Origin of the sequence: Streptomyces sp. NBC_01335 (assembly GCF_035953295.1) — a bacterium.
Classification (GTDB): domain Bacteria; phylum Actinomycetota; class Actinomycetes; order Streptomycetales; family Streptomycetaceae; genus Streptomyces.
Genome location: NZ_CP108370.1, coordinates 2,665,448 through 2,687,631, shown reverse-complemented (window position 1 = coordinate 2,687,631; position 22,184 = coordinate 2,665,448). Strand labels below are relative to the sequence as shown.

The following is a 22,184-nucleotide window of genomic DNA, read 5'->3' as shown; positions in this document are numbered from 1 at the left end:
GCCGTACCTCTCAAGGAGGCCGGGCGGTTCCGCCCTCCGGCCCGGGGAACCCGTCCCGCGCCCCTCTAGGGTCGTGACATGGAGACCTCTACCGCACGACGGCTCCGGTGGCCCCGCGCGCGCGGCCGATGGGCGGCGGCGCTCGCCGCACTCGTCGTGCTCGCCGGCGTCGGCACCTGGACCGCCGTGGCCGACGACGGCACACCCGCCGTGCACCACCAGGACCGGACGATCAGCGACGGCGGAGTGTCCCTGGACACCACGTACTTCACCGCCGACGGCGGCGGGCGGCGCCCCGCCGTACTGCTCGGGCACGGCTTCGGCGGCAGCAAGGACGACGTGCGCGCCGAGGCCGAGAAGCTCGCGGCGGACGGGTACGCGGTCCTCACCTGGTCGGCGCGCGGGTTCGGCAGGTCCGGCGGAAAGATCGGCCTCAACGACCCCGGTGCCGAGGTCGCGGACGTCTCCCGACTCATCGACTGGCTCGCCGCCCGCCCCGAGGTCCGGCTCGACGGCAAGGGCGACCCGCGCGTCGGCGTCACCGGCTCCTCCTACGGCGGCGCGGTCTCCCTCCTCGCCGCCGGGTACGACGACCGGGTGGACGCCATCGCGCCCGTCATCACCTACTGGAACCTCGCCGACGCGCTCTTCCCGGACGGGGTGTTCAAGAAGCTCTGGGCCGGGATCTTCGTCAGCAGCGGCGGTGGCTGCGAGAAGTTCGAGCCGAAGCTCTGCGCGATGTACGAACGCGTCGCGGCGAGCGGCGCACCGGACGCCGAGGCGCGCGCCCTGCTGACGGAACGGTCGCCCTCCGCCGTCGCCGGCCGCATCGACGTGCCCGCCCTCATCGTGCAGGGCCAGACCGACTCGCTCTTCCCGCTCGGCCAGGCCGACGCCATGGCGAAGGCAGTCTCCGGCAACGGTGCCCCGGTCTCCGTCGACTGGATCGCCGGCGGCCACGACGGCGGCGACACCGAGGACGCCCGCGTCCAGAACCGGATCGGCGCCTGGTTCGACCGCTACCTCAAGGACGACAGGGGCGCCGACACCGGCCCCGCCTTCCGCGTCACCCGCACCGGCGGCGTCGACTCCACCGACGGGGCCGCCCTCACCCGCGGTGCGAGTGCCGACACCTACCCCGGACTGCGCGGCGGCGCCCGGGAGTTCGCCCTCAGGGCGACCGGCTCCGGTCAGGACACCCCGAGTGCCGGATCCACCGCGAGCACGGGGAACACCGCGGCCACCCCGAACACCGTGACCGTCCGCAACCCGGCCGGCGGCAGCCCGCCCGCGATCTCCGCCGTCCCCGGACTCGGCGCCGGACTCTCCCAGCTCTCCTCCCTGGGCGTCGGCCTCTCCCTGGACTTCCCCGGCCAGCACGCCACCTTCGACAGCGCCCCGCTGACCTCCTCGGTGCGCCTCACCGGCACCCCCACCGTGCAGGTCACCGTCAAGGCCCGTACCGGCGACGCCGTCCTCTTCGGCAAGGTGTACGACGTCGCGCCGGACGGCAAGCGCCAGGAGCTGCCCGCCCAGCTCGTCGCCCCCTTCCGGATCACCCCCGACCGGCAGGGCAAGCCCCTCGAACTGACCCTGCCCGCCGTCGACCACGCCTTCGACGCCGGACACCGCCTCCGCCTGGTGCTCTCCGCGACCGACCTCGGCTACGCGTCACCGGCCGAGCCGAACACGTACACCGTGACCGTCGACGGCCCGCTCTCCGTACCCACCGACGCCGGACTGACCGCCGCGGCCGCCGGGCTTCCCTGGTGGACCTGGGGACTTCCGGCCGCCGCCCTCCTGATCGCCGCGCTGCTGCTGCTCACCGCGCGCCGCCGCACCACCACGCCCGCCCCGGACCCGGCGCTCGCGGGCGTACCGCTCCAGATCTCCGGGCTCGCGAAGAAGTACGCGGGGGCCGCGGACCGTTACGCCGTCAAGGACCTCGGCTTCCGCGTCGAGCAGGGGCAGGTGCTCGGACTCCTCGGCCCCAACGGCGCCGGGAAGACCACCACCCTGCGGATGCTGATGGGCCTCATCACCCCCGACGCGGGCGAGATCCGCGTCTTCGGCCAGGCCATCCAGCCCGGCGCCCCGGTGCTCTCCCGCGTCGGCGCGTTCGTCGAGGGCGCCGGCTTCCTGCCGCACCTGAGCGGCCGGGCCAACCTGGAGCTGTACTGGCAGGCCACCGGCCGCCCCGCCGAGGACTCCCACATGGACGAGGCCCTGGAGATCGCGGGTCTCGGCGACGCGCTCGCCCGGGCCGTGCGCACCTACTCCCAGGGCATGCGCCAGCGCCTCGCCATCGCCCAGGCCATGCTCGGCATGCCGGACCTCCTCATCCTCGACGAACCGACCAACGGCCTCGACCCGCCGCAGATCCGCGAGATGCGGGACGTGATGATCCGTTACGCGGCCGGCGGCCGGACCGTCATCGTCTCCAGCCACCTCCTCTCCGAGGTCGAACAGTCCTGCACCCACCTCGTGGTCATGGACCGGGGACGGCTCGTCCAGGCGGGCCCGGTCGCCGAGATCACCGGCTCCGGCGACATGCTGCTGGTCACCACCGCCGAGGAGGTCACCGAACCGGTGCTCCGCAAGACCGAGGCGCTCGCGGGCGTCGCCTCCGCGGTCCGGACCGAGGACGGGCGGGGGCTGCTGGTGCGGCTCGACGGCGCCACCACCGCCGTGCTGATCACCGAACTCGTCCGGCTCGACGTGCCGCTCACCGGTGTCGGTCCGCACCGCCGCCTGGAGGACGCGTTCCTCACCCTGATCTCCGGAGGCTCCGCATGAGTGACGTCCTCACCGGCCCCGGTTCCGGCCCGGGTTCCGGTTCCGGCCCCGCCCGGACCCCGGAAGCGCCCGGCGCACCCGGCTACCACCCCCGGCGCACCCTCCCGCTCCGCGTCGAGGCGATGCGGCAACTGCGCCGCCGCCGCACCGTGCTCATGGGCGGGGTGCTCGCCGCCCTCCCGTTCATCCTGATCGTCGCCTTCGCCATCGGCGGCACCCCCGGCTCCGGGGGACGCTCCGGGGGCGACCGGATCAACCTGATGGACACCGCCACCGCCTCGGCCGCCAACTTCGCCGCCGTCAACCTGTTCGTCTCGGCGGGCTTCCTGCTGGTGGTGCCGGTGGCGCTGTTCTGCGGGGACACCGTGGCCTCCGAGGCGAGCTGGTCCTCGCTGCGCTACCTCCTCGCCGCCCCCGTCCCGCGCACCCGGCTGCTCTGGAGCAAGCTCGTCGTCGCCCTCGGCTTCAGCCTGGCCGCGATGGTGCTGCTCCCGCTGGTCGCCCTCGCGGCCGGAGCGGCGGCCTACGGCTGGGGACCGCTCCAGCTGCCGACCGGCGGCGAACTCGCCCAGTCCGCCGCGCTGCCCCGGCTCGCGCTCGTCGTCGCGTTCGTCTTCGTCTCCCAACTCGTCACCGCGGGACTGGCGTTCTGGCTGTCGACGAAGACCGACGCGCCGCTGGGCGCGGTGGGCGGCGCGGTCGGCCTGACCATCGTCGGCAACGTCCTGGACGCGGTCACCGCGCTCGGCCACTGGCGCGACTTCCTGCCCGCGCACTGGCAGTTCGCCTGGGCGGACGCCCTCCAGCCCCAACTGGAGTGGGGCGGCATGATCAAGGGATCGGCCGTGTCGGTGACGTACGCCCTGATCCTCTTCGCCCTGGCCTTCCGGGGATTCGGCCGCAAGGACATCGTGTCGTGACGCCTCCGGTCCACCGCCCGAGGCCGCTCCGTGAGGACATCGTGTCCGGACCCTGACGTTCCGCCGCCCGGACGCCCCTCGGCAGCTCTCCGTCACCGCATCGAGATTCATCCGCAACCGGTTCGACGGCTCCCGACGGCCCCCTCGCGCGTCACATTCACAGATGTCGACGACATGGGGGCCTCGGATGAACCACGGCACATCGATACACCCGGCGGGCCGGGCACGGGCGCGAGCGGCGCTCGCCGCCCTGCTGGTGAGCGCCGCACTGCTCGCGGGATGCTCGGCCTCGGGCGGTTCCTCGTCCGACGGAACCGCCGCCGACGCGCGGGGCGGTTCCGCCACCGGAGGCGGCCCGGCGCCCGCCCCGGCGGCCACCGCCGGCGACGAGGCGGGCCGGCAGGCGAAGGGGGACGTGGCCGCGCCCGACTACCTCTCCACCTTCGCGCTCGACGTGGACACCGCCAGCTACGGATACGCGCGCCGCGTCCTCGGCGACGGGCAGCTCCCGAAGCCGGAGACCGTACGGCCCGAGGAGTTCGTCAACAGCTTCAAGCAGGGGTACGCACGCCCCAGCGGCAACGGCTTCTCCGTCAGCGTCGACGGGGCCCGCACCGGGGGAGGGGCGGACGGCTGGTCCCTGCTGCGGGTCGGACTGGCGACCAAGGCCGCCGACGACACCACCCCGAGGCCGCCCGCCGCACTCACCTTCGTCGTCGACATCTCCGGCTCCATGGCCGAGACCGGCCGCCTGGACCTGGTGCGCTCCTCGCTCGCGTACCTCACCGAGCAACTGCGCGACGACGACTCGGTGGCCCTGGTCACCTTCAGCGACAAGGCCGAGACCGTGGTCCCGATGACGCCACTGCGCGGCCACCGCACGAAGATCCGGGAAGCCGTCGAATCGCTGCACACCGCCAACTCCACCAATGTCGCCGCCGGGGTGGAACGCGGCTACGACGAGGCCGTGGAAGGCCGCCGCGAGGGCGCCACCAACCGGGTCGTCCTCCTCTCCGACGCCCTCGCCAACACTGGCGAGACGGACGCAGACGCGATCCTGGAGCGGATCGACAGCTCCCGGCGCGAGCACGGCATCACCCTCTTCGGTGTCGGCGTCGGCAGCGACTACGGCGACGCGCTGATGGAACGACTCGCCGACAAGGGCGACGGCAACACCACCTACGTCGCCGACGAGGCCCAGGCCCGCAAGGTCTTCGTCGACCAGCTCCCCGCCCACGTCCAGCTGCGCGCCCGCGACGCCAAGGCACAGGTGGCGTTCGACCGCGAGACCGTCCAGCAGTTCAAGCTCATCGGGTACGAGGACCGGGCCGTCGCCGACGAGGACTTCCGCGACGACAGTGTGGACGGCGGCGAGGTCGGCCCCGGGCACACGGTGACCGCGCTCTACGCCGTACGCCTGCGCGAGAAGGCCTCCGGCCACGTCGCCACCGCCACCGTGCGCTGGCTCGACCCGGTGACCCGCAAGGCGCGGGAGGCGACCGGTTCGGTCGAGACCGGCGCTCTCGACGGGGCGCTCTGGGGCGGCTCCGACGCACGCCTCCAAGTGACCGCGGTGGCCGCCTACTTCGCCGACATCCTGCGCGGCGGCACCCTCCCCGGCACACCCGCGCTGAGCGAACTCGCCTCCCGGGCGAAGAAGCTGGCGGCGGAGACCGAGGACGGCTCGGTGAGCAAGCTCGCCGACGCCATCGGCCGGGCCGCCGAGCTCAAGGGCGCGGCGGACGACCTGCCGGACGCACCGGCCGAGGGCGAGATGGACTGAGCGGGGGCGTCACGGGGAGGGCCGGCCACTGCGGTCGCCGGCCCTCCCCGCCGTTTCCCCGTCTCACACGTTCGGGACCTTGAGCTTCGCCCAGCTGTCCTCACCCGGGAGACCGTCGGCCGCGTCGCCGACGTACCCGAGCTTGCGCTGCCAGGCGGCGTACGACGCACGGTCGGACGCCGACCAGGTGGGCCCCGGTCCGACCGCGTACAGGTCGCAGCCCTCCGCCACGAGCCGCTTGCCCATGGCGGTGATGATCGGACTGTTGCGCCCGATCGTGAAGAACCCGACGCCCGGGAAGGGCTCGTACGGCTCCGGGATGGGCCCGTCCGGGCCCGCGCCGAGCCGGACCCCGACCCGGTCGCGCATCGCGGACATCGGGAAGCCGCGCGGGTCCACCTTCCCCGGCTGCCACTCCAGGTGCCCGATCACCGAGCGCTCGGACCACTTGTGGGCGCGGCAGATCGCCGCCGACGCCCGCTCGATCGCCAGCAGTTGGGCGGCCGGCCACGGGTCCTGGCCGTCGCCGAGATTGATGCACTCGAAGCCGTAGAAATGGGTGTTCCCGTCGGTGTTGGCCTCGTTGTCGGCGGGCAGATCCGCCGACTCGGCGACCACCGCGCGCAGCACGTCGTCGTCGCCGAGCCCGGCGTGGTTGGCACGGCCGTTGCCCACCAGGTGGACCGTGCCCTCCTTGTCGATGACCCCGTGGCAGAGCGGCCCGGGGAGGTCGGAGCGGCCGGAGTAGCAGAGCTCCACGGAGCTCGCGACGCCGGAAGTGACGGTGTGATGGATCATCACGCCGTTGACCGGACCCCAGGGGCCCTTGTGATCACGGTTGTTCGTGCGCCAGTTCTTGTACTCCACCACTTTCAGCCCCTCATCGCGGAGGGCCTTGAGCAGGGTGTCGGCGGACAAGGGGGTTGCCATGGTGGTGCTCCCTCGGTGCTTCGTCTGCGCGGTCGTGCGGAATGCCGCCGTACGGGACGTGTTCGTACGGAATGCGGCCGTATGGAATGAGCCGTACGGGGATGTAGTGCCCCTCCGTAACCCCGCCCGAACCCTCGGTCACCGGGATGAGGGGCGCGCAGCGTATCGCGGCCCGCCCCGCCCCCGTGGACGAAGAGCCCGACCCTCGCCCTACCGGGTGACCCGCACCCGCGCACGCAGCGGCAACTCCGCCGAGGAGCGCCCCACCGCGAACTCGTACGACCCCGGCAGCAGCGTCCAGCCGTCCTCCACGGACCGCCACACGGCCAGCGCCTCCCGGGGCACGTCCAGGGTGACGACGGCCGAACGGCCCGGCTCCAGCGTCACCTTGGCGAACGCCCTGAGCTGCGCCGGGGGTTCGCCCGCCGCCGCCGGGAAGGTGACGTAGAGCTGCACGACCTCGCTGCCCGCGCGGGAGCCGGTGTTGCGGACCCGCACGGTCGCCCGGTGACCGGAACCGGCCCGCGCGACCTTCAGTTCGGAGAGGGCGAAGGTGGTGTACGACAGGCCGTGGCCGAACGGGAAGAGCGGCTGCTCGCCCGCGTGCGCGTACCAGCGGTACCCGACGGCCAGCCCCTCGTCGTAGTAGACCTGCTTGCCGTCGCCCGGGAACTCCACCAGCCGCTTGGCCGGCCCCTGCGTCTCCGTAGCCGGGAACGTCTCGGGGAGCCGCCCGCCGGGCTCCGCGTCGCCGAAGAGCATCGCGGCGACCGCGTTGCCCTGCTCCTGGCCCCCGTACCAGTTGGCGATCACGGCCGGAACCTCCGCCAGCCACGGCATCAGCACGGCCCCCGAGGTGTTGAGCACCACGACGGTACGGGGGTTGGCGGCGGCGACCGCGGCGATCAGCTCGTCCTGGTCGGCGGCGAGGGCCAGCGTGGAGCGGTCCATGCTCTCGGCCGTCACGTCCACCACGACCACCACCGCCACCTCGGCCGCGGCGGCGGCGGCCGCCGCCTCGGCGATCAGCCGGTCCTGCCCCGGCTGGTGGCCCACCCGCAGGCTCGCGGTGCCGGAGGTGTGGCGGTAGGTGACCTCGATGGAGTGCGGGCCCTCGGTGAGGGTCACGAAGCCGTTCTGCACCGCCTCGGCCCCGGTCGCGTAATCCGCGACGACCGTCCCGTCGACGGTGAGTACCACCGCCCCGCCGCCGCTCAGCGAGAACCGGTACCGCCCGGTGACGGACGCCGTGTACGTACCGCTGTACCGCGCCGACCAGGCACCGGTCCGGCCGCTCACCGGGGGCGGGGCGGCCGTCCAGTCGAGGCGGTCGGTGGTCGTGGTGGCGAGGACCGTACCGGTGAGGTCGGCCGAGGCGTAGTAGACGGCCCGCAGCCCGGCGCCGAGCGCCTCGGCGGGTACCGCGGGCAGTGCGCCGACCCCGAGGGTGCCGCGCGCGTACGTCACCGGGATGCTCACCGGGGCGCTCGCGGCGCGGGCCGTGATCCCGGCGATCGGGGTCACCACCCCGCCGTACGGGTTCACGCTGCCCGAACCGCCGCCGTGCGACCGGTACCCCGCACCCGCCGCGTCCCCGATCACCGCCACGGACCGGGGAGCGGCGAACGGCAGCACCCCGCCCGCGTTCTTCAGCAGCACACTGCCCTGGACCCCGATCCGACGGGCCAGCAGCCGGTTCTCCTCGGTGGAGACGACCGAGTCCAGCAGTGTCAGCGGATCGGGGAGCGGGTGGTCGAACAGCCCGACCCGGTACATCGCCGTCAGCACCTGCACGGCCATCGTGTCGAGCGTCTTCCCGGTGACCGCCCCCCGCGCCACCGCCGAGGCGAGCGCCGTACCGAGGTACGTCGACCCCGGCATCTCCGTCGTGGACCCCGCCTCGGCGGTCCGCACCGTGCTGTGGGTACCGCCCCAGTCCGACATCACCATGCCGTCGAAGCCCCAGCCGTCCCGCAGCACGTCCTGGACCAGGGTGCGATTCTCGTGCGTCCAGACCCCGTTGACCTTGTTGTACGCGGTCATCACCGCGCCCACACCGCCCTGTTGGACGGCGGCGCGGAACGCCGGGAAGTAGATCTCGTGCAGCGCGCGCGAGGACACCACCACGTCGATCGAATGCCGCAGCGTCTCCTGGTTGTTGGCCGCGAAGTGCTTCACCGTCGCGATGACGTGGTTCGACTGGATGCCCCGTACGACGGGCGCCGCCAACGCGGCGTTGAGGTGCGGGTCCTCCGTGAACGTCTCGAACGACCGGCCCCACCGGGGCGTCCGCAGGATGTTGACGCACGGCCCGAGCGCCACGTTGTGCCCCTTGGCCGCCTGCTCGCCCCCGTACGCCCTCCCGTACGTCTCGGCCGCGGCCGGGTCCCAGGTCGCCGCCAGCGCCTTCGAACAGGGCCACTGGGTCACCCCCGTCGACCCGTTCCCCACCCCGCTCGGCCCGTCGGCCAGGATCGTCGCGGGGATGCCGAGCCGCTCGTTCCCCGGCACCTTGCCGATGTACCCGGGCCGGGCGACGACCTCCTTGACGTTCACCCCGTGCAGCAGGGCGATCTTCTCGTCCGTCGTCATCCGTCCGACCAACTCGACCGCCTTCGCCCGGGCCGCCGCCGACCCGGGCTGCTTCACGGGGCCCACGGACACGGGCGCGGCTCCTTCGACGGCAAGGGCTCTGGAACCTTTCGACCCGTGAGAGCCCTTGGAGCCCTTGGAGCCCTTGCCCCCTGTGCCCGCGTCCTTGTCCGAGGCGGCGGCCCCTGGTCCCATGGCCCCGAACCCGGCGGCGAGCGTGCCCGCACTCCCCAGTCTCAGCAGCGAACGACGACTGACCCGCATGGCCTCTCCCGGTGTTGGATGCCAGGAACCTAACGGCCGGTGACGCGTGGTCCCGGGAGGCACCAGCGGTGATGCCGGTCGCCGTACACCGATGCAGCCACGCGCGACCGCGGTCCGGGGGTGGTCCGTCGCGTCCACGGTCGCACGGCGCCGCCGACGCCGTGCGACCGATCACCTTCTCAGTTGCAGGGAACGCCGTTCAGGGCGAAGCCCGTCGGGGCGCTTCCGGGCACCCCGGTTCCCTGGAATCCGAAGGACGCCGAACCGGCCGGTGAAATGGCCTTGTTGTGGCCGGCGTCGGTGGCCGTCACAGCCGTGCCCGTCTGCGTGGCGGTCGCGTTCCACGCGCTGGTGACCTTCTCGGCACCGACGAAACTCCAGGTGAGACGCCAACCGTTCACCGCGGTCGTGCCGGTGTTGCGGAGGGTGACGTCGGCGGTGAAGCCGCCGCTCCAGGAGGAGCCGACCTTGTAGACGACGGCGCAGCCGGCGCCCGGAGCGGGGGTCGGAGTGGGGGTCGGGGTCGGAGTGGGCGTCGGGGTGGGGGTCGGCGTAGGAGTGGGTGTGGGCGTCGGGGTCGGGGTGGGCGTAGGAGTGGGTGTGGGTGTGGGCGTCGGGGTCGGGGTGGGCGTCGACCCTGATCCGTCCGGCAGCGCGCCCCACTGACGTACGTCCCCGTCCAGCAGCACCAGGTTCGGCGCGTCCGCCGGGGTGGCACCCGGCGTGGTGGGCAGGCCCTGGAGGGACCAGTCGTTCGACGGGTCCCAGGCGCCCGAGGAACTGATGCGGAACTGGACCTCCTTGCGGTACGCCGACTGCCCGGCCGGCGCGATCACCGTGTTCGAGCAGTCCACGCTCACGTAGTACACGTCGCCCGCGTACCGCGTGGGGCCGCTCGCCGTACCGCACTGGTTGTAGTTGGTGGTGACCGTGATGCCCGCCGCCGAGGCCCCCGGTTCCAGCGTGAAGTAGTACCGCAGGGAGGCCTTCGTCAGCGACCGGGCGGGCCAGGCCGACTTGTTCACCAGGTACGCCTTGATCTCGGTGAAGTTGCTCCCGGAGGCGTTCACCGACGCCTGCGCCAGCACCTGCGGCCCGTCCGGCTGCTCGGTCGGCGGGAAGACGGTGAGCGGGGCGCCCCCGTACTCGGCGTAGAGGCGGGCGAGGGCGCCGGTGAACGCCGCGTTGTAGTCGGTGGCGACCTCGTTGTTGGTGTAGTTCTGCCGGTCGTCGGTGTAGGCGTCGTCGGGTGCGCTCGGTCCGCCGACGAGAGCGCCGTAGAGGACGTGGCGGCTTTCGGCGGGGCTGGTGATCTGGTCGGTCCACGAGCCGTGCGAGGTGCGGTGGTGGGGTTTGGTGGGAGGTGTGTTGCCGAAGCCGACGACGTAGCTCGCCCTGCGGGGGTTGTCGCCGAGCGCGTAGTCGATCTGGCGCACCGCGAAGTCGTGGTAGCGCGCCTTGCGGGTCGCGTCGCCCGTCAGCCAGTCGCTGTAGGAGAGCGCGGCGAACGCGGTGTTGGCCGCGTACCGCAGGGAGCCCCACGAGTCCAGCACGGCCTCGCCGCCGGGGGAGTAGCGGACCTTCGCGCCGTCCACCCCGGACGTCCACCAGTCCAGCCATCGGTTGGCGTCGTCGATGTACTTCTGCTTCCCGGTGATCTTGGCGAGCAGCACGTAGGAGCCGTAGGAGGTGTCGTCCCAGGAGAGCGTCCACCGGTAGGAGCGGGTGGTGGTCTGCGGCTCGGTGGAGAGTCCGTCGTAGTACTGCTCGGCCTTGGCGAGATAGGCGGCGTCACCGGTGGCCCGGTAGAGCCAGACGGCACCCCACACCAGCTCGTCCTGGTACCCGCTCCAGGAGTTGTAGTACGACTTCGCGTCGGTGATGCAGTCGCTGTACTTGCCCCGGTAGGTGTCGGCGAACGTGTACAGCTGCTTCGCGTGGGTGATCAGCTTCGCCGCGTAGGCCGGGTCGTCGTCGGCGAACAGCATCGAGGAGGAGGCCATCGCGGCGGCCGTCTGCCCGGCGAGGTCCGTACCGGGGCAGGAGGCGTCGATCCGGTAGGCGGGCCGGGCCATCGGCATCACCTCGGCCGGGCCCCACCACTTGTGGTCGTCGGCGCCGTTGCCCACCTGGCCGTACAGCACGTTCGGAGACGGGTGCGCCCTGACGAAGTAGTCGTTGACGAAGCGCAGACTGTCCTTGAGGTACTTCAGCTGCCCCGACGCGGCGTACGCGGCCTTCTGCTCCACGCCGCCCCAGGCCAGGACGGTGGCGCTGTACGCCATGGGCAGACCGAACTTGACGTGGTCGCCGGCGTCGTACCAGCCGCCGGTCAGGTCCAGACCGACGTCCTTGCCGTCGTCCAGACCCGAGTCGCCGCGCCAGGAGACCCGGTTGTCGCCGGGCAGACGGCCGGAGCGCTGGGCCTCGTAGAAGAAGAGCGACTTCTGCAGCGCCTCACCGTAGGCGAACGCGGGGGCGGCCGCGGCCGGTGTCGCGGCGAGCGGTGTGAGGGCGACGGCGAGCAAGGCGGTCACGACGCCGAGGGCGACGCCCCAGCGGGATCGAATTCCTGACGTGGGACGTAGGCGTGGAAGCAGCCCGCGCCGTGGACGCACCCTCCGCTGCTCAGCATGTGCCTGACAAGTCATTGATGTCTTCTTTCCGTGGGGAGTGTCGGCCATGGGCAGCGGTGGCAGGGCGTGGTGGGAGCGCTCCCGCGCCGCCTCAGATTGCCGCGCTGTGAAACGAAGCGGCAATGTGTGAACACGCCACTTCCGCGCCGCGTGGCTGAAACTGTGCGTTCGTCGTTCGTCGGGTGGGCCCGCAGCCCCAGGCGACGCCGCACAGCCGGGCCGGATCGTGTCGTCGTAGGCACCTGAAATCGCTTTGGTGTACGGGCGTTGACAGGAGGTCACACCGCTCTCACTATGGGAGCGCTCCCATCGACGGGATCGGGCCGCCGACCCGCATGTGCCCGACCGCACCGCGCTCACGTCTCGCCTTCCGCGCCGCCCGCGCGGAACGCTCCGCTGCCCGGACGGCGCTTCGCCGCCGCACCGGTCGGCCGCCTGCTCGGCGGCACCGCCCGACATCCACTGACCCGCTCGTGACGACGGACCACCCAGTGAGGACTCCCATGCCAGCACCGCACGGACCCGGCCGCCCGGCCGCCACCGGCTTACGCCCCCTCGCGCGCGGCGCGGCCGTTCTGGCCGTGGCCTCAGCCCTGCTGACGTCGCTGGTCGGTGTCGCGCCCGCCGCGTCTTCGGCGACCGACGTCGCGGACGTGGACGTCCAGGTCAACGCCCAGGCGGCGCTGGGCCGGCTGTCCGACACCGCCCGCGGCGTCAACACCGCCGTGTGGGACTCGCACATGAACGATCCCGAGGTGGCCGACCTCATGAAGGCGGCCGACGTGGGCGCGATGCGCTACCCCGGCGGGTCGTACGCGGACATCTATCACTGGGAGACGAACACGGCGCCCGGGGGCTACGTCGCCCCGGGCACCGGTTTCGACGCCTTCATGGGCACCGTCGCCGCCACCGGTGCGCAACCCATCCTGATCGCCAACTACGGTTCGGGCACGCCCGAGGAAGCGGCCGGCTGGGTCAGGTACGCGAACGTCACGAAGAAATACGGCGCGAAGTACTGGGAGATCGGCAACGAGATCTACGGCAACGGTCACTACGGCAGCGGCTGGGAGCAGGACGACCACCAGGACAAGAGCCCCGGGGAGTACGCCCGCGAGGTCCGCGCCTACGCCGCGGCCATGAAGGCCGTCGACCCGACCGTCAAGATCGGCGCGGTCCTCACCGCTCCGGGCGAATGGCCGGACGGCGTGGTCGGCGAGGGCGATCCCGGTGACTGGAACAACACCGTGCTGCCCGAAGTGGCCGACATCATCGACTTTGTGAGCGTCCACTGGTACGCGGGCGGATCCGACACCACCGCCGCGGACGCCACGGCCAGGCTGGCCAGGCTGCCCGGTGAACTGCGGGAGGTGCGCAGCCAGCTCGACCGGTACGCGGGCACCGACTCACCGGGCATCGGCATCGCCCTCACCGAGATCAACACCAACACCGGTGGCGCTCGGCTCACCGCCCGTCCCAACGGACTCTTCGCCGCCGACGCGTTCATGACGGCTCTGGAGAACGGCGTGTTCAACGTCGACTGGTGGAACACCCACAACGGCATCGGCCAGATCACGACCGTCGACGGCGAGACGGACTACGGCGACATGGGGATGCTCTCCAGCGGCGCTTGCACCGGTGACGTGTGCGAGCCGGCGCCGAACACGCCGTTCCACCCCTACTACGGCATGAAGATGACCAGCGAACTGGGCACTGCGGGCGACACCATGGTCGCTGCCGCGTCCTCCGCGCAGGACGTCTCGGCACACGCGGTTCTCCGTCGCGACGGGCGGCTGAGTGTCCTGCTCGTCAACAAGAACCCGGACGCCGCCCGGACCGTGGACCTCGCGTACGCGGGCTTCACTCCGGCCGCCACCGCGCCCGAGGCCAGCCGCTACGCACCGGGCGACAGCGACATCACCCCGCTCGCCGCCGGGGAGGCGTCCACCTCCCGGGTCACCGTGCCGGCGTCCGCGCTGCTCACCCTCACCCTCGAACCGCTGGCCGGCACCGGCCCGGTGGCCTCGGCCGCCGGAACCCCGGGCACCCCGAAGCTGGAGGGGGTGACCGACACCACCGCTCGCCTGTCCTGGAGCAGCTCGACGGGCGCCGCCCGCTACCTGGTCCAGGAGCGCGACGGCGCGCACACCCACCTGATCGGTGAGACCACCGGCACGTCCGTGACCCTGCGGAACCTGCCCCCGGGCAGCACCCACACGGTCAACCTGCTGGCGGCCGACGCCTCGGGGCGGCTCTCTGCCGCGTCCTCTCCGCTGATCTTCACCACCGGCATCCCGTCGAACGCGGCCTGCGCGGTGACCTACCACCGTGACACGAGCTGGGGCAACGGCTTCGTGTCCACGGTCACCGTCCGCAACCTCTCCGACGTGCCGATCACCGGCTGGACCGTCGACTGGGACTGGCCGACCGGTACTCAGACGGTGGACTCCGGCTGGAACGCCACGTTCCACCAGACCGGCTCCCACGTGCGGGTGACCGCACCCGACGGAGCGGGGCCGCTGGCTCAGGGCGGCGGCTCGACGGCCTCCTTCGGATTCGTCGGCGCCAACGACGGCCCCAACCCGGACCCGACGGCCTTCCGCCTCAACGGCACGGTCTGCTCGGGCGGCTGACGCCTGATCCGTCTGGTCTGTCCCGTCCGCCCGGTCCGCCCGCACAGCCCGGTCCGCTCGGGACCAGGGGCCGCAGGCCCACCCTGCCGCGAGGATCGTCTCCTGCGGCAGGGTGGGCCGAGGGGCAGGGACGCCCGCGGCCTCCGCGCAGCCCGGTGACAGCCGTACCGCCCCGGTGTCCGACCTTGATCGCTGAGGGGGATGCCGGGGCTTCGCCGCCCCCACCAGAACCCGCCCTGAACAGCGAAGAGCCCTCCCGGTGGGGAGGGCTCTCGGCGGTGCCCCCGGCAGGACTCGAACCTGCGGCCAAGCGCTTAGAAGGCGCCTGCTCTATCCACTGAGCTACGGGGGCCGGGTGTGGGCCGTGGCGGGTGGGAGTCCGTGGTGGGGGAGTCCCTCGCCGTGCCGGGACAAGGATAGGGCTCTTGTCGCGGTGTCCCGGTTGCTTCGCCTGCGTGGCACCTTGTGGAGGTTCGGTGAAGCGAACCGATAATCGCAGCTGGGTGCGGATCGCGCACCGGTTTTCGGGCCGGATCGCGCGGGTGTTGTGCACTCGTTATGCCCGCGCTGTGCACGTCCCGCCTGCTCTCGGGGTGGAACCGCCGCGCACGGGTGGCCATACGCTTCAAAAAGGCACTAAAAGCGGGCATTCTTCGCATGTGGTGACCATGGATGTACGGCCTCAGCTCATCGACGCACTCTCCGCCCTGCGCGACCGTGTCGCTGCCGTGCGTCTTCCACTACCGCTGCCCGGATCGGAACGGGCCCGCCAGACCAGGGCCGAACTCCTCGCGCAGCTCGACGATTACCTGCTGCCCCGGCTCAAGGCCCCCGAGGCGCCGCTGCTCGCGGTGATCGGCGGGTCCACGGGGGCGGGGAAGTCGACATTGGTCAACTCGCTCGTCGGGTGCCGGGTCAGCGAGGCGGGGGTGCTCCGGCCGACGACCCGGACGCCGGTGCTGGTCTGCCACCCGGACGACCACCACTGGTTCGCCGACGTACGGGTGCTGCCTCAGCTCACCCGGGTCTGGCTGCCGCCGGGGCGGGGGGCCGGGGCGGACGGGATCGAGGAGGCGGGCGCCGGGCGGGCCCGGGGGGCGGCCCAGGAACTGCGGGTCGAGACGGCGATGAGCCTGCCGCGCGGGCTCGCGCTGCTGGACGCCCCCGACATCGACTCGCTCGTCGAACGCAACCGGGTCCTCGCCGCCGAACTCATCTGCGCGGCCGACGTGTGGGTGATGGTGACCACGGCGTCCCGGTACGCCGACGCGGTGCCCTGGCACATGCTGCGTACGGCCAAGGAGTACGACGCCTCGCTCGTCAGCGTGCTCGACCGGGTGCCGCACCAGGTGGTGGGCGAGGTGTCCCGCCAGTACGCGGCGCTGATGACCCGGGCCGGGCTCGGGGACGTACCGCGCTTCACCATCCCCGAACTCCCCGAGTCGGCCGGCGGCGCCAGTGGGCTGCTGCCCACCACGGCCGTCGCCCCGCTGCGCGCCTGGCTCATCCACCGGGCCCAGGACCCCGCCGCCCGGCAGCAGGCGGTGGGGCGTACGGCTGCCGGGGTCATCGACTCGCTGAACGTACGGATGCCCGCGCTCGCCGGGGCCGTCGCCCAGCAGTACGCGGCGGCCGTACGGCTCACCGGCGCGGTGGAGGACGCGTACGAGAAGGAGGCCGAGCGCATCCGCCGGCGGCTCCGCAACGGTGCCGTGCTGGCGGGCGACGCCCGGACGCGCTGGCGCGGGTACCCGCTGGACAGTTCGGCCTGCGAGGTGCTGGAAGCCCTGGTGGAGAGCCTGGTCGCACTCATCCAGTGCGCCGTCGCCGCCGCCGACGAGAAGATCCGTACGGCCTGGCGGCGGGATCCGGCCGCGGCGGCGTTCCGCTTCGAGAGCGCGGGCCGGGAGGGCGGTGGCTGGGGTCCGGCGGAGGACGCCGAGGGCCGGATCGCCGTGGCGGTACGCCGGTGGCGGCGGGTCGTCGAGGAGCTGGCCGAGGAGGAGGTGGGCCGGCTCGACCGCAGTGTCGCGCCGGACCCGGAGACCGTCGCCGCGCTCCTTGCCGCAGCCCTGCTCGGCGGGCGCCGGGCCCGCAGCGCGGGGGAGCAGCTCGCCGAACGCATCGGCGCCCAGGGCGCCCTGAGGCTGCGGGACAAGGGCGGGTCCCTGCTCACCAGCTATCTCGACCAGGTGCTGCGGGTGGAGCGGGAGCGGCGGCTCGCCCCGCTCGACGCGCTCGACATCGCCCCGGAACCGCAGGCGGAGCTGATCGCCGCACTGTCCGTGTTGCAGAGGGAGAGGAGGCAGCGATGACTGCCGTCGTGGATCAGGATCGGGAGCAGGGCGATCAGGGCCGGGGGAAGGACCGGGGGAGGGACCAGGGGAAGGGGGATACGGGCGGCGCGAGCGACAGCGACGACGTGACGGCACCGGTGACATCGGAAGCACCCGAGGCACCGGTGGAGAACGGCAAGCCCGAGGCGCCCGCCGTCGGCGATCCGAAGGTGCCGGGGGCCGCGCGCACTGCGGACCGGAAGACGGACCGAAGGACGGACCGGAACGCCGCCCGTAACCCTCACCCGGACGCGGACGCTGCCGGGCCGGCGGACGGGCCAGGCGTATCCGACGACGTGCCGGACGACGTGCCGGACGACGTACCGGACGAAGTACCGGGGGCACGGGCGGACGCACCCGGGTCGGCGGGCAGCCCGGACCCGCAGGACACCGCCGTCACTCCGGCGGGCGTGCCCTCGCACTGGGACGACGGGCTCATCGCCCGCCGGGCCGCGGTCCGGGCAGCCAAGGGCGACCAGCGCGAGCCGGCCGTGCCGGAGGACGAACCGGGGCCCGAGGTGGAGGCGTACGTACCGTCGGGCGGCACGCTCCGGCCGCGGCTCGAAGCGCTGCGCGAGCTGGTCGGGCTGTCCCGCGCGCGGATCGAGCAGGGGACGCTCGCCGAGGCGGGCCGGGTGCTCGAAGAGGCCGCGGCGCGGCAACGGCTCTCCTCCCGGCACACCGTGGTCGCCCTCGCCGGAGCGACGGGCAGCGGGAAGTCCTCCCTCTTCAACGCCCTCGCGGGAGCGCAGATCTCCGACACCGGGGTGAAGCGGCCGACCACCTCCTCCCCGATCGCGTGCAGTTGGACGGACGGGGCGGCCGGGCTCCTCGACCGGCTGGCGATCCCCGGACGCCTCCGCCGCAGGCCCCAGTCGGGGACGGCGGGGGCCGACGCGGCGCTCCAGGGGCTCGTCCTGGTGGACCTCCCCGACCACGACTCGGCCGCCGCCGGGCACCGGGAACAGGTGGACCGGGTCCTCGCCCTCGTCGACGCGGTGATCTGGGTCGTCGACCCGGAGAAGTACGGCGACGCGGCCCTGCACGAGCGCTATCTGCGCCCGCTCGCCGGTCACGCGGAGGTCAGCTTCGTCGTGCTCAACCAGATCGACCGGCTGCCCGGCGAGGCGGCCGACCTGGTCCTCGACGATCTGCGCCGGCTGCTCGACGAGGACGGCATGGCGGTCGGCGAGCACGGCGACCCCGGCGCCACCGTGCTGGCCCTCTCCGCCCTCACCGGTGAAGGGGTCGGCGAACTGCGCGAGTCGCTGGGGAAGTTCGTGCAGGAGCGTACGGCCGCCCAGCGCCGGCTCTCCGCCGACGTGGACGCCGCCGCCGCGCGGCTGCGCCCCGTGTACGTCGCGGAGGGGCGTTCCGGGCTGGGCGAGCGGGCCCGGGAGGAGTTCACCGACCGGCTCGCGGACGCGGTCGGCGCCTCGGCGGCCGGGCAGGCGGCCGAGCGGGAGTGGCGCCGGAACGCGGGCCGGGCCTGCGGCACTCCGTGGCTGCGGCTCTGGCGCTGGTACGAGTCGACGCGCAGGCTCGGCGGCCTGGAACGCATCGGCCAGGTCCTGACGCCCGCGCGCGAGGAAGAGGAGGCGACCGCGCGGCAGCGGGTCGAGCAGGCGGTACGGATCGTGGCCGACGACGCCGCCGGTGGGCTCCCGGACCCGTGGGCCCTGGCCGTGCGCGAGGCCGCGTACAACGGGGCGAAGGGGCTGTCCGAGGCGCTGGACGAGCTGGCGGAGAAGACGGGTTCGACCGCCCCCACCCGTGGCCGGAGGGCCGGAGCGGGAGCCGACGCGCCGGGGGCCGGCACGGCGGACGGGGCCCCGGGGGCGGACGGGGGCGGCCGTACGCGCGGCCCGGGGCGCTTCGGACGTAACCGGTCCCGGGGGACTGGTGCGACCGGCGCGACCGGTGCGGAGACCGGGGTCGGCAGGGTCCAGGGCTCGCCCGTGCCGCTCGGCCGGCCCGCCAAGCCGCCGCGCCCCAAGTGGTGGCCTGCGGCGGTCGTGGTCCAGGCGTCCATGACCCTGCTGCAGATCTTCGGCGGGCTGTGGCTGGTCGGCCAGATCGCCGGGGTGCTGGAACCGGGACTCGTCGTGCCCGCGCTCGTGATGCTCGCCGGAGTCGTCGGCGGGCCGCTGGTGGAGTGGGCGTGCGCGGCCGCCGCACGCGGACCGGCCCGCCGGTACGGGCAGGAGGTCGAGCGGCGGCTGCGGGACGCGGCGGCCGGATGCGGTCGCGCCAGGGTCCTCGACCCGGTGGCCGCCGAACTCGCCCGGTACCGCGAAGTGCGGGAGCGGTACGGGGCGGTGACGGAGTTGTCCACAACCGGCCGGTAATCCACAGGCCCCGGCAGGATCGCCGCACCTCGTCCAGCATGGAGTCCTCGCACCGGCCCGCACACGGGCCCGGAGGCGGAGGCGCAGCACGGGGGAGCGGGGGAGAGCCTCGCGTACCCACCGGTGCGCGGGGCTCTCCCGCGTTCCGGTGGGTACGCGAGGGCGGCCTCGCACACCCCGGCTGCTCGGCACACGTGCGCTCGCCCGCACGGACAGGAAGCGAAGGCGGGGGACAGGACATGAACGAGACCTTGGTGACCCTGGTCGGCAACGCGGCGACGGGGGTGGAGTTCCGGGAGACGGCCTCGGGCGGGACGGCGCGGTTCCGCCTCGCGGTGACACCGCGCCGCTGGGACCGGGAGAAGCAGCTCTGGGCCGACGGGCACACGAGTTTCTACACGGTGTGGGCCTGGCGGGGCCTCGCGTCGAACGTGGCGGCCTCCGTCTCCGTGGGCGAACCACTGCTGGTGCACGGCCGGCTGAAGGTCCGGGAGGAGGAACGCGAGGGCGTACGCCGGACGTTCGTGGACGTCGAGGCGGTGGCGGTGGGACACGACCTGAACCGGGGCTCCGCCGCGTTCCGGCGCGCGACCCGACGCGAGCCCCCGTTCGGTGCGGAGACAGGCATGGAGGCAGGCACGGACGCAAGCGCGGGCATGGGTACGGGGGTCGGTGAGGGCGTGGGCGGGGACATGGGTACGGGGGTCGGTACCGGCGCAGGCGGGGGCGCGCGTACGAGACCCGGCACAGGCCCGGGAGGGCCTGGGGGACAGGACGCCGGCGGTCCGGTTTTCGCGAGCGAACCGGCCGGTGACGGTCCCTCCTGGGAGATCGGGCCCGCCGGCGAGGAGGCGAGTCGCACGAGGGCGGCAGGGGCTCCGCGTGCGGCAGCGCGGCCCCGCAAGCCGACGAGCCGTCAGAAACGGCCCCTGGGGCTCACGTCGGCCACCTGAGGGTGCCGAAGTGCGCTCGGTGCACGGTTGGTGACGGGGTGCTGATGGTTTTCGTCGCACTCCGTGGGGCGGGAGTGGCGGCGATAACGATTGCGATTCGGAATGGTTGTGCGACCGTAAGACGGGGGAGCGGTTCTGGCCCCCGTCCATAGGATTCCCCCGTACTCATGGGCACTTGAGTCTTTCGGCGGGGCACTCCCCACACGCGCACCGAGCGCGAGGGCTCCGCCCCGGAGGGGAATTCTGTGACTTCTGCGTTTTCTGAGATTTCAGCGCTTCAAGATTCCGACATAGCGACCGACCCGGCCCTCGGCGCCGGTCGGGCCACGCGTCGGTCGCTGCGGGGACGGGGCAACGGGCTCGCCCGCCTGGCCTCCACCGCACTGGTCACCGGTCTCGTCGCTGCGGGCGCCCTCACCGGCGCGGGCGCGGCGGCGGCCGACGAGGCACCTCAGCACCAGGGCGGCGCGACCGCCGTCCTGGACGGGCTGAAGACGTTCGACAAGGCCGTCATCAAGACGCCCGGAGCGGACGACCAGCGGGTCTCCGCCGGTCTCTTCGAGATGACCGTCGACGGCGGCGGCAAGCTCAAGACCTACTGCATCGACATCCACAACCCCACTCAGGGGTCGGCGCAGTACCAGGAGACCCCCTGGGCGGACTCCTCGCTCGGCAAGAACGACAACGCCGGCCGCATCCGCTGGATCCTCGAACACTCCTACCCGCAGGTCGACGACCTCGCCTCGCTCGCGAAGGCGGCCCACACCGGCCCGCTGACCGAGGGCACCGCCGCCGCCGGCACCCAGGTCGCCATCTGGCGGTTCTCGGACAACGCCGACGTCACCGCGGTGAACGACGACGCCGAGAAGCTCGCCGACTACCTCCAGGGCGCGGCCCAGAACTCGGCCGAGCCCCAGGCGTCGCTCACCCTGAGCCCGGCCGTGGTCTCCGGTCAGGCCGGCGGCCTGCTCGGTCCGGTCACCGTCCACACCGACGCCGCCGAGGCAGCGGTGGCCCCGCCCGCCGACGCCGTCGCCAGCGGCATCAAGATCACCGACAAGGACGGCAACCCCGTCTCGAAGGCGACCGACGGCACCGAGCTCTACTTCGACGTGCCGAAGGGCGCCGCGGACGGTTCCGCCGCACTCACCGTGCAGGCCACCACCTCCGTACCGGTCGGCCGTGTCTTCACCGGCGTGACCACCACCAGCCAGACGCAGATCCTGGCGGGCTCCAGTGAGTCCGTCGTCTCCGCGCAGGCCGCCGCCACCTGGGCCGCCAAGGGCCCGGTTCCCGCGGTGACCGCGCAGAAGAACTGCGCCAAGGGCAGCGTGGACCTCACCGTGACCAACAGCGGCGACCAGCCCTTCACGTTCACGTTCGACGCCGGTGACGTCTACACCGTCGAGGCCGGCGGCACGAAGACCGTGCCGGTCGCCGTCGCCGAGGACAAGGCGTACGACATCACGGTCTCCGGAGTCGACAACGACTTCAAGCAGAACTTCAAGGGCGTGCTCGACTGCGTCACCGCCTCGACCCCGGCCCCCGGCGACGAGGGCACCGACACGCAGACCGGCGCCTCGCCGAGCCCCGCCGCGACCGCCGCTGTCGCCGACCTGACCGGCGGTGGTGAGGGCGACCTCGCCGCCACCGGTGGCTCCAGCGCGACCCCGGTCATCGCCGGCGTCGCCGTCGTGCTCGTCGTCCTCGGTGGCGGCGCGGTGTTCTTCCTCCGCCGCAAGAAGTCGGCCGCCGGCGCCCAGTAGTGGCCGCCGGGTGCGCGCGGTGACCGCGCGCACCGCGCCGTAACGGCAAAGCGGCAGGGCGGCACGACCGCTGTGCCGACGCAGGACCGTACGACCGAAGGCCCCGACCCCCGGACTCCCCGGGGGTGCGGGGCCTTCGCACGTACCCGCACGTACGCGCGGCGTCCGTACGCACCGCACGTACCCGAGACGTCCGCACGTACCCCGCACGCGCCCCCCGTGCCGGGATC

The 22,184-nt window shown here is 73.1% G+C and carries 10 protein-coding genes, 1 tRNA gene and 1 pseudogene; 8 read left to right on the top strand and 4 right to left on the bottom strand.

Annotation, left to right across the window (positions count from 1 at the left end; translation table 11 throughout):
• The first annotated feature begins 78 nt into the window (after positions 1-78).
• From OG599_RS11420 to OG599_RS11410, 3 genes are all read left to right on the top strand, one after another.
• Positions 79-2,796: an alpha/beta fold hydrolase gene (locus tag OG599_RS11420; RefSeq protein WP_327175873.1), complete on the top strand. Its 2,718-nt coding sequence runs from the start codon at positions 79-81 to the stop codon at positions 2,794-2,796.
• Entirely contained in the window at positions 2,793-3,716 is a 924-nt protein-coding gene (locus OG599_RS11415; protein WP_327175872.1) for an ABC transporter permease, read from the top strand. Before OG599_RS11420 ends, OG599_RS11415 begins: the two co-directional genes overlap by 4 nt.
• A 187-nt stretch (positions 3,717-3,903) precedes the next feature.
• Positions 3,904-5,499, top strand: coding sequence for a vWA domain-containing protein (locus OG599_RS11410; protein ID WP_327175871.1), 1,596 nt, complete (start codon positions 3,904-3,906; stop codon positions 5,497-5,499).
• Positions 5,500-5,562: 63 nt separating this feature from the next.
• Here OG599_RS11410 and OG599_RS11405 read toward each other — a convergent pair whose 3' ends face one another.
• The 3 genes from OG599_RS11405 to OG599_RS11395 form a co-directional block, all read right to left on the bottom strand.
• A complete protein-coding gene (locus OG599_RS11405) occupies positions 5,563-6,429 on the bottom strand; it encodes a peptidoglycan-binding protein (protein WP_327175870.1) in 867 nt (288 codons plus the stop codon).
• Positions 6,430-6,639: 210 nt separating this feature from the next.
• Positions 6,640-9,093, bottom strand: a complete 2,454-nt coding sequence (locus OG599_RS11400) for a glycoside hydrolase family 3 C-terminal domain-containing protein (protein WP_327175869.1) — start codon at positions 9,091-9,093, stop codon at positions 6,640-6,642.
• A 371-nt stretch (positions 9,094-9,464) separates the two neighbouring features.
• Positions 9,465-11,822, bottom strand: coding sequence for a glycoside hydrolase family 9 protein (locus tag OG599_RS11395; RefSeq protein ID WP_327175868.1), 2,358 nt, complete (start codon positions 11,820-11,822; stop codon positions 9,465-9,467).
• 602 nt (positions 11,823-12,424) lie between these two features.
• On the opposite strand from OG599_RS11395, the gene OG599_RS11390 reads away from it, so the two are divergent.
• Positions 12,425-14,551 carry a cellulose binding domain-containing protein gene (locus OG599_RS11390; RefSeq protein WP_327175867.1) on the top strand — a complete coding sequence of 709 codons (2,127 nt, stop codon included), beginning with the start codon at positions 12,425-12,427 and terminating at the stop codon, positions 14,549-14,551.
• A gap of 279 nt (positions 14,552-14,830) precedes the next feature.
• Here OG599_RS11390 and OG599_RS11385 read toward each other — a convergent pair.
• Positions 14,831-14,903, bottom strand: a tRNA-Arg gene (locus tag OG599_RS11385).
• A gap of 316 nt (positions 14,904-15,219) precedes the next feature.
• Here OG599_RS11385 and OG599_RS11380 point away from each other — a divergent pair.
• The 4 genes and pseudogenes from OG599_RS11380 (at position 15,220) to OG599_RS11365 (ending at position 21,954) form a co-directional block, all read left to right on the top strand.
• Positions 15,220-16,866 (top strand): dynamin family protein, encoded by a 1,647-nt coding sequence (locus OG599_RS11380; RefSeq protein WP_327175866.1) that lies wholly within the window; start codon positions 15,220-15,222, stop codon positions 16,864-16,866.
• Complete coding sequence (locus tag OG599_RS11375; RefSeq protein ID WP_327175865.1) at positions 16,863-19,235, top strand: GTPase; 2,373 nt, start codon at positions 16,863-16,865, stop codon at positions 19,233-19,235. Before OG599_RS11380 ends, OG599_RS11375 begins: the two co-directional genes overlap by 4 nt.
• A gap of 239 nt (positions 19,236-19,474) precedes the next feature.
• Positions 19,475-19,840, top strand: a pseudogene (locus OG599_RS35450) (single-stranded DNA-binding protein); the annotation flags it as partial.
• A gap of 638 nt (positions 19,841-20,478) precedes the next feature.
• Complete coding sequence (locus OG599_RS11365) at positions 20,479-21,954, top strand: Cys-Gln thioester bond-forming surface protein (protein WP_442809670.1); 1,476 nt, start codon at positions 20,479-20,481, stop codon at positions 21,952-21,954.
• Positions 21,955-22,184: the final 230 nt, after the last annotated feature.

Coding starts and splice junctions, on each gene's coding strand:
- OG599_RS11420 (WP_327175873.1), top strand. CDS start 79: ATGGAGACCTCTACCGCACGACGGCTCCGGTGGCCCCGCGCGCGCGGC.
- OG599_RS11415 (WP_327175872.1), top strand. CDS start 2,793: ATGAGTGACGTCCTCACCGGCCCCGGTTCCGGCCCGGGTTCCGGTTCC.
- OG599_RS11410 (WP_327175871.1), top strand. CDS start 3,904: ATGAACCACGGCACATCGATACACCCGGCGGGCCGGGCACGGGCGCGA.
- OG599_RS11405 (WP_327175870.1), bottom strand. CDS start 6,429: ATGGCAACCCCCTTGTCCGCCGACACCCTGCTCAAGGCCCTCCGCGAT.
- OG599_RS11390 (WP_327175867.1), top strand. CDS start 12,425: ATGCCAGCACCGCACGGACCCGGCCGCCCGGCCGCCACCGGCTTACGC.
- OG599_RS11380 (WP_327175866.1), top strand. CDS start 15,220: ATGGATGTACGGCCTCAGCTCATCGACGCACTCTCCGCCCTGCGCGAC.
- OG599_RS11375 (WP_327175865.1), top strand. CDS start 16,863: ATGACTGCCGTCGTGGATCAGGATCGGGAGCAGGGCGATCAGGGCCGG.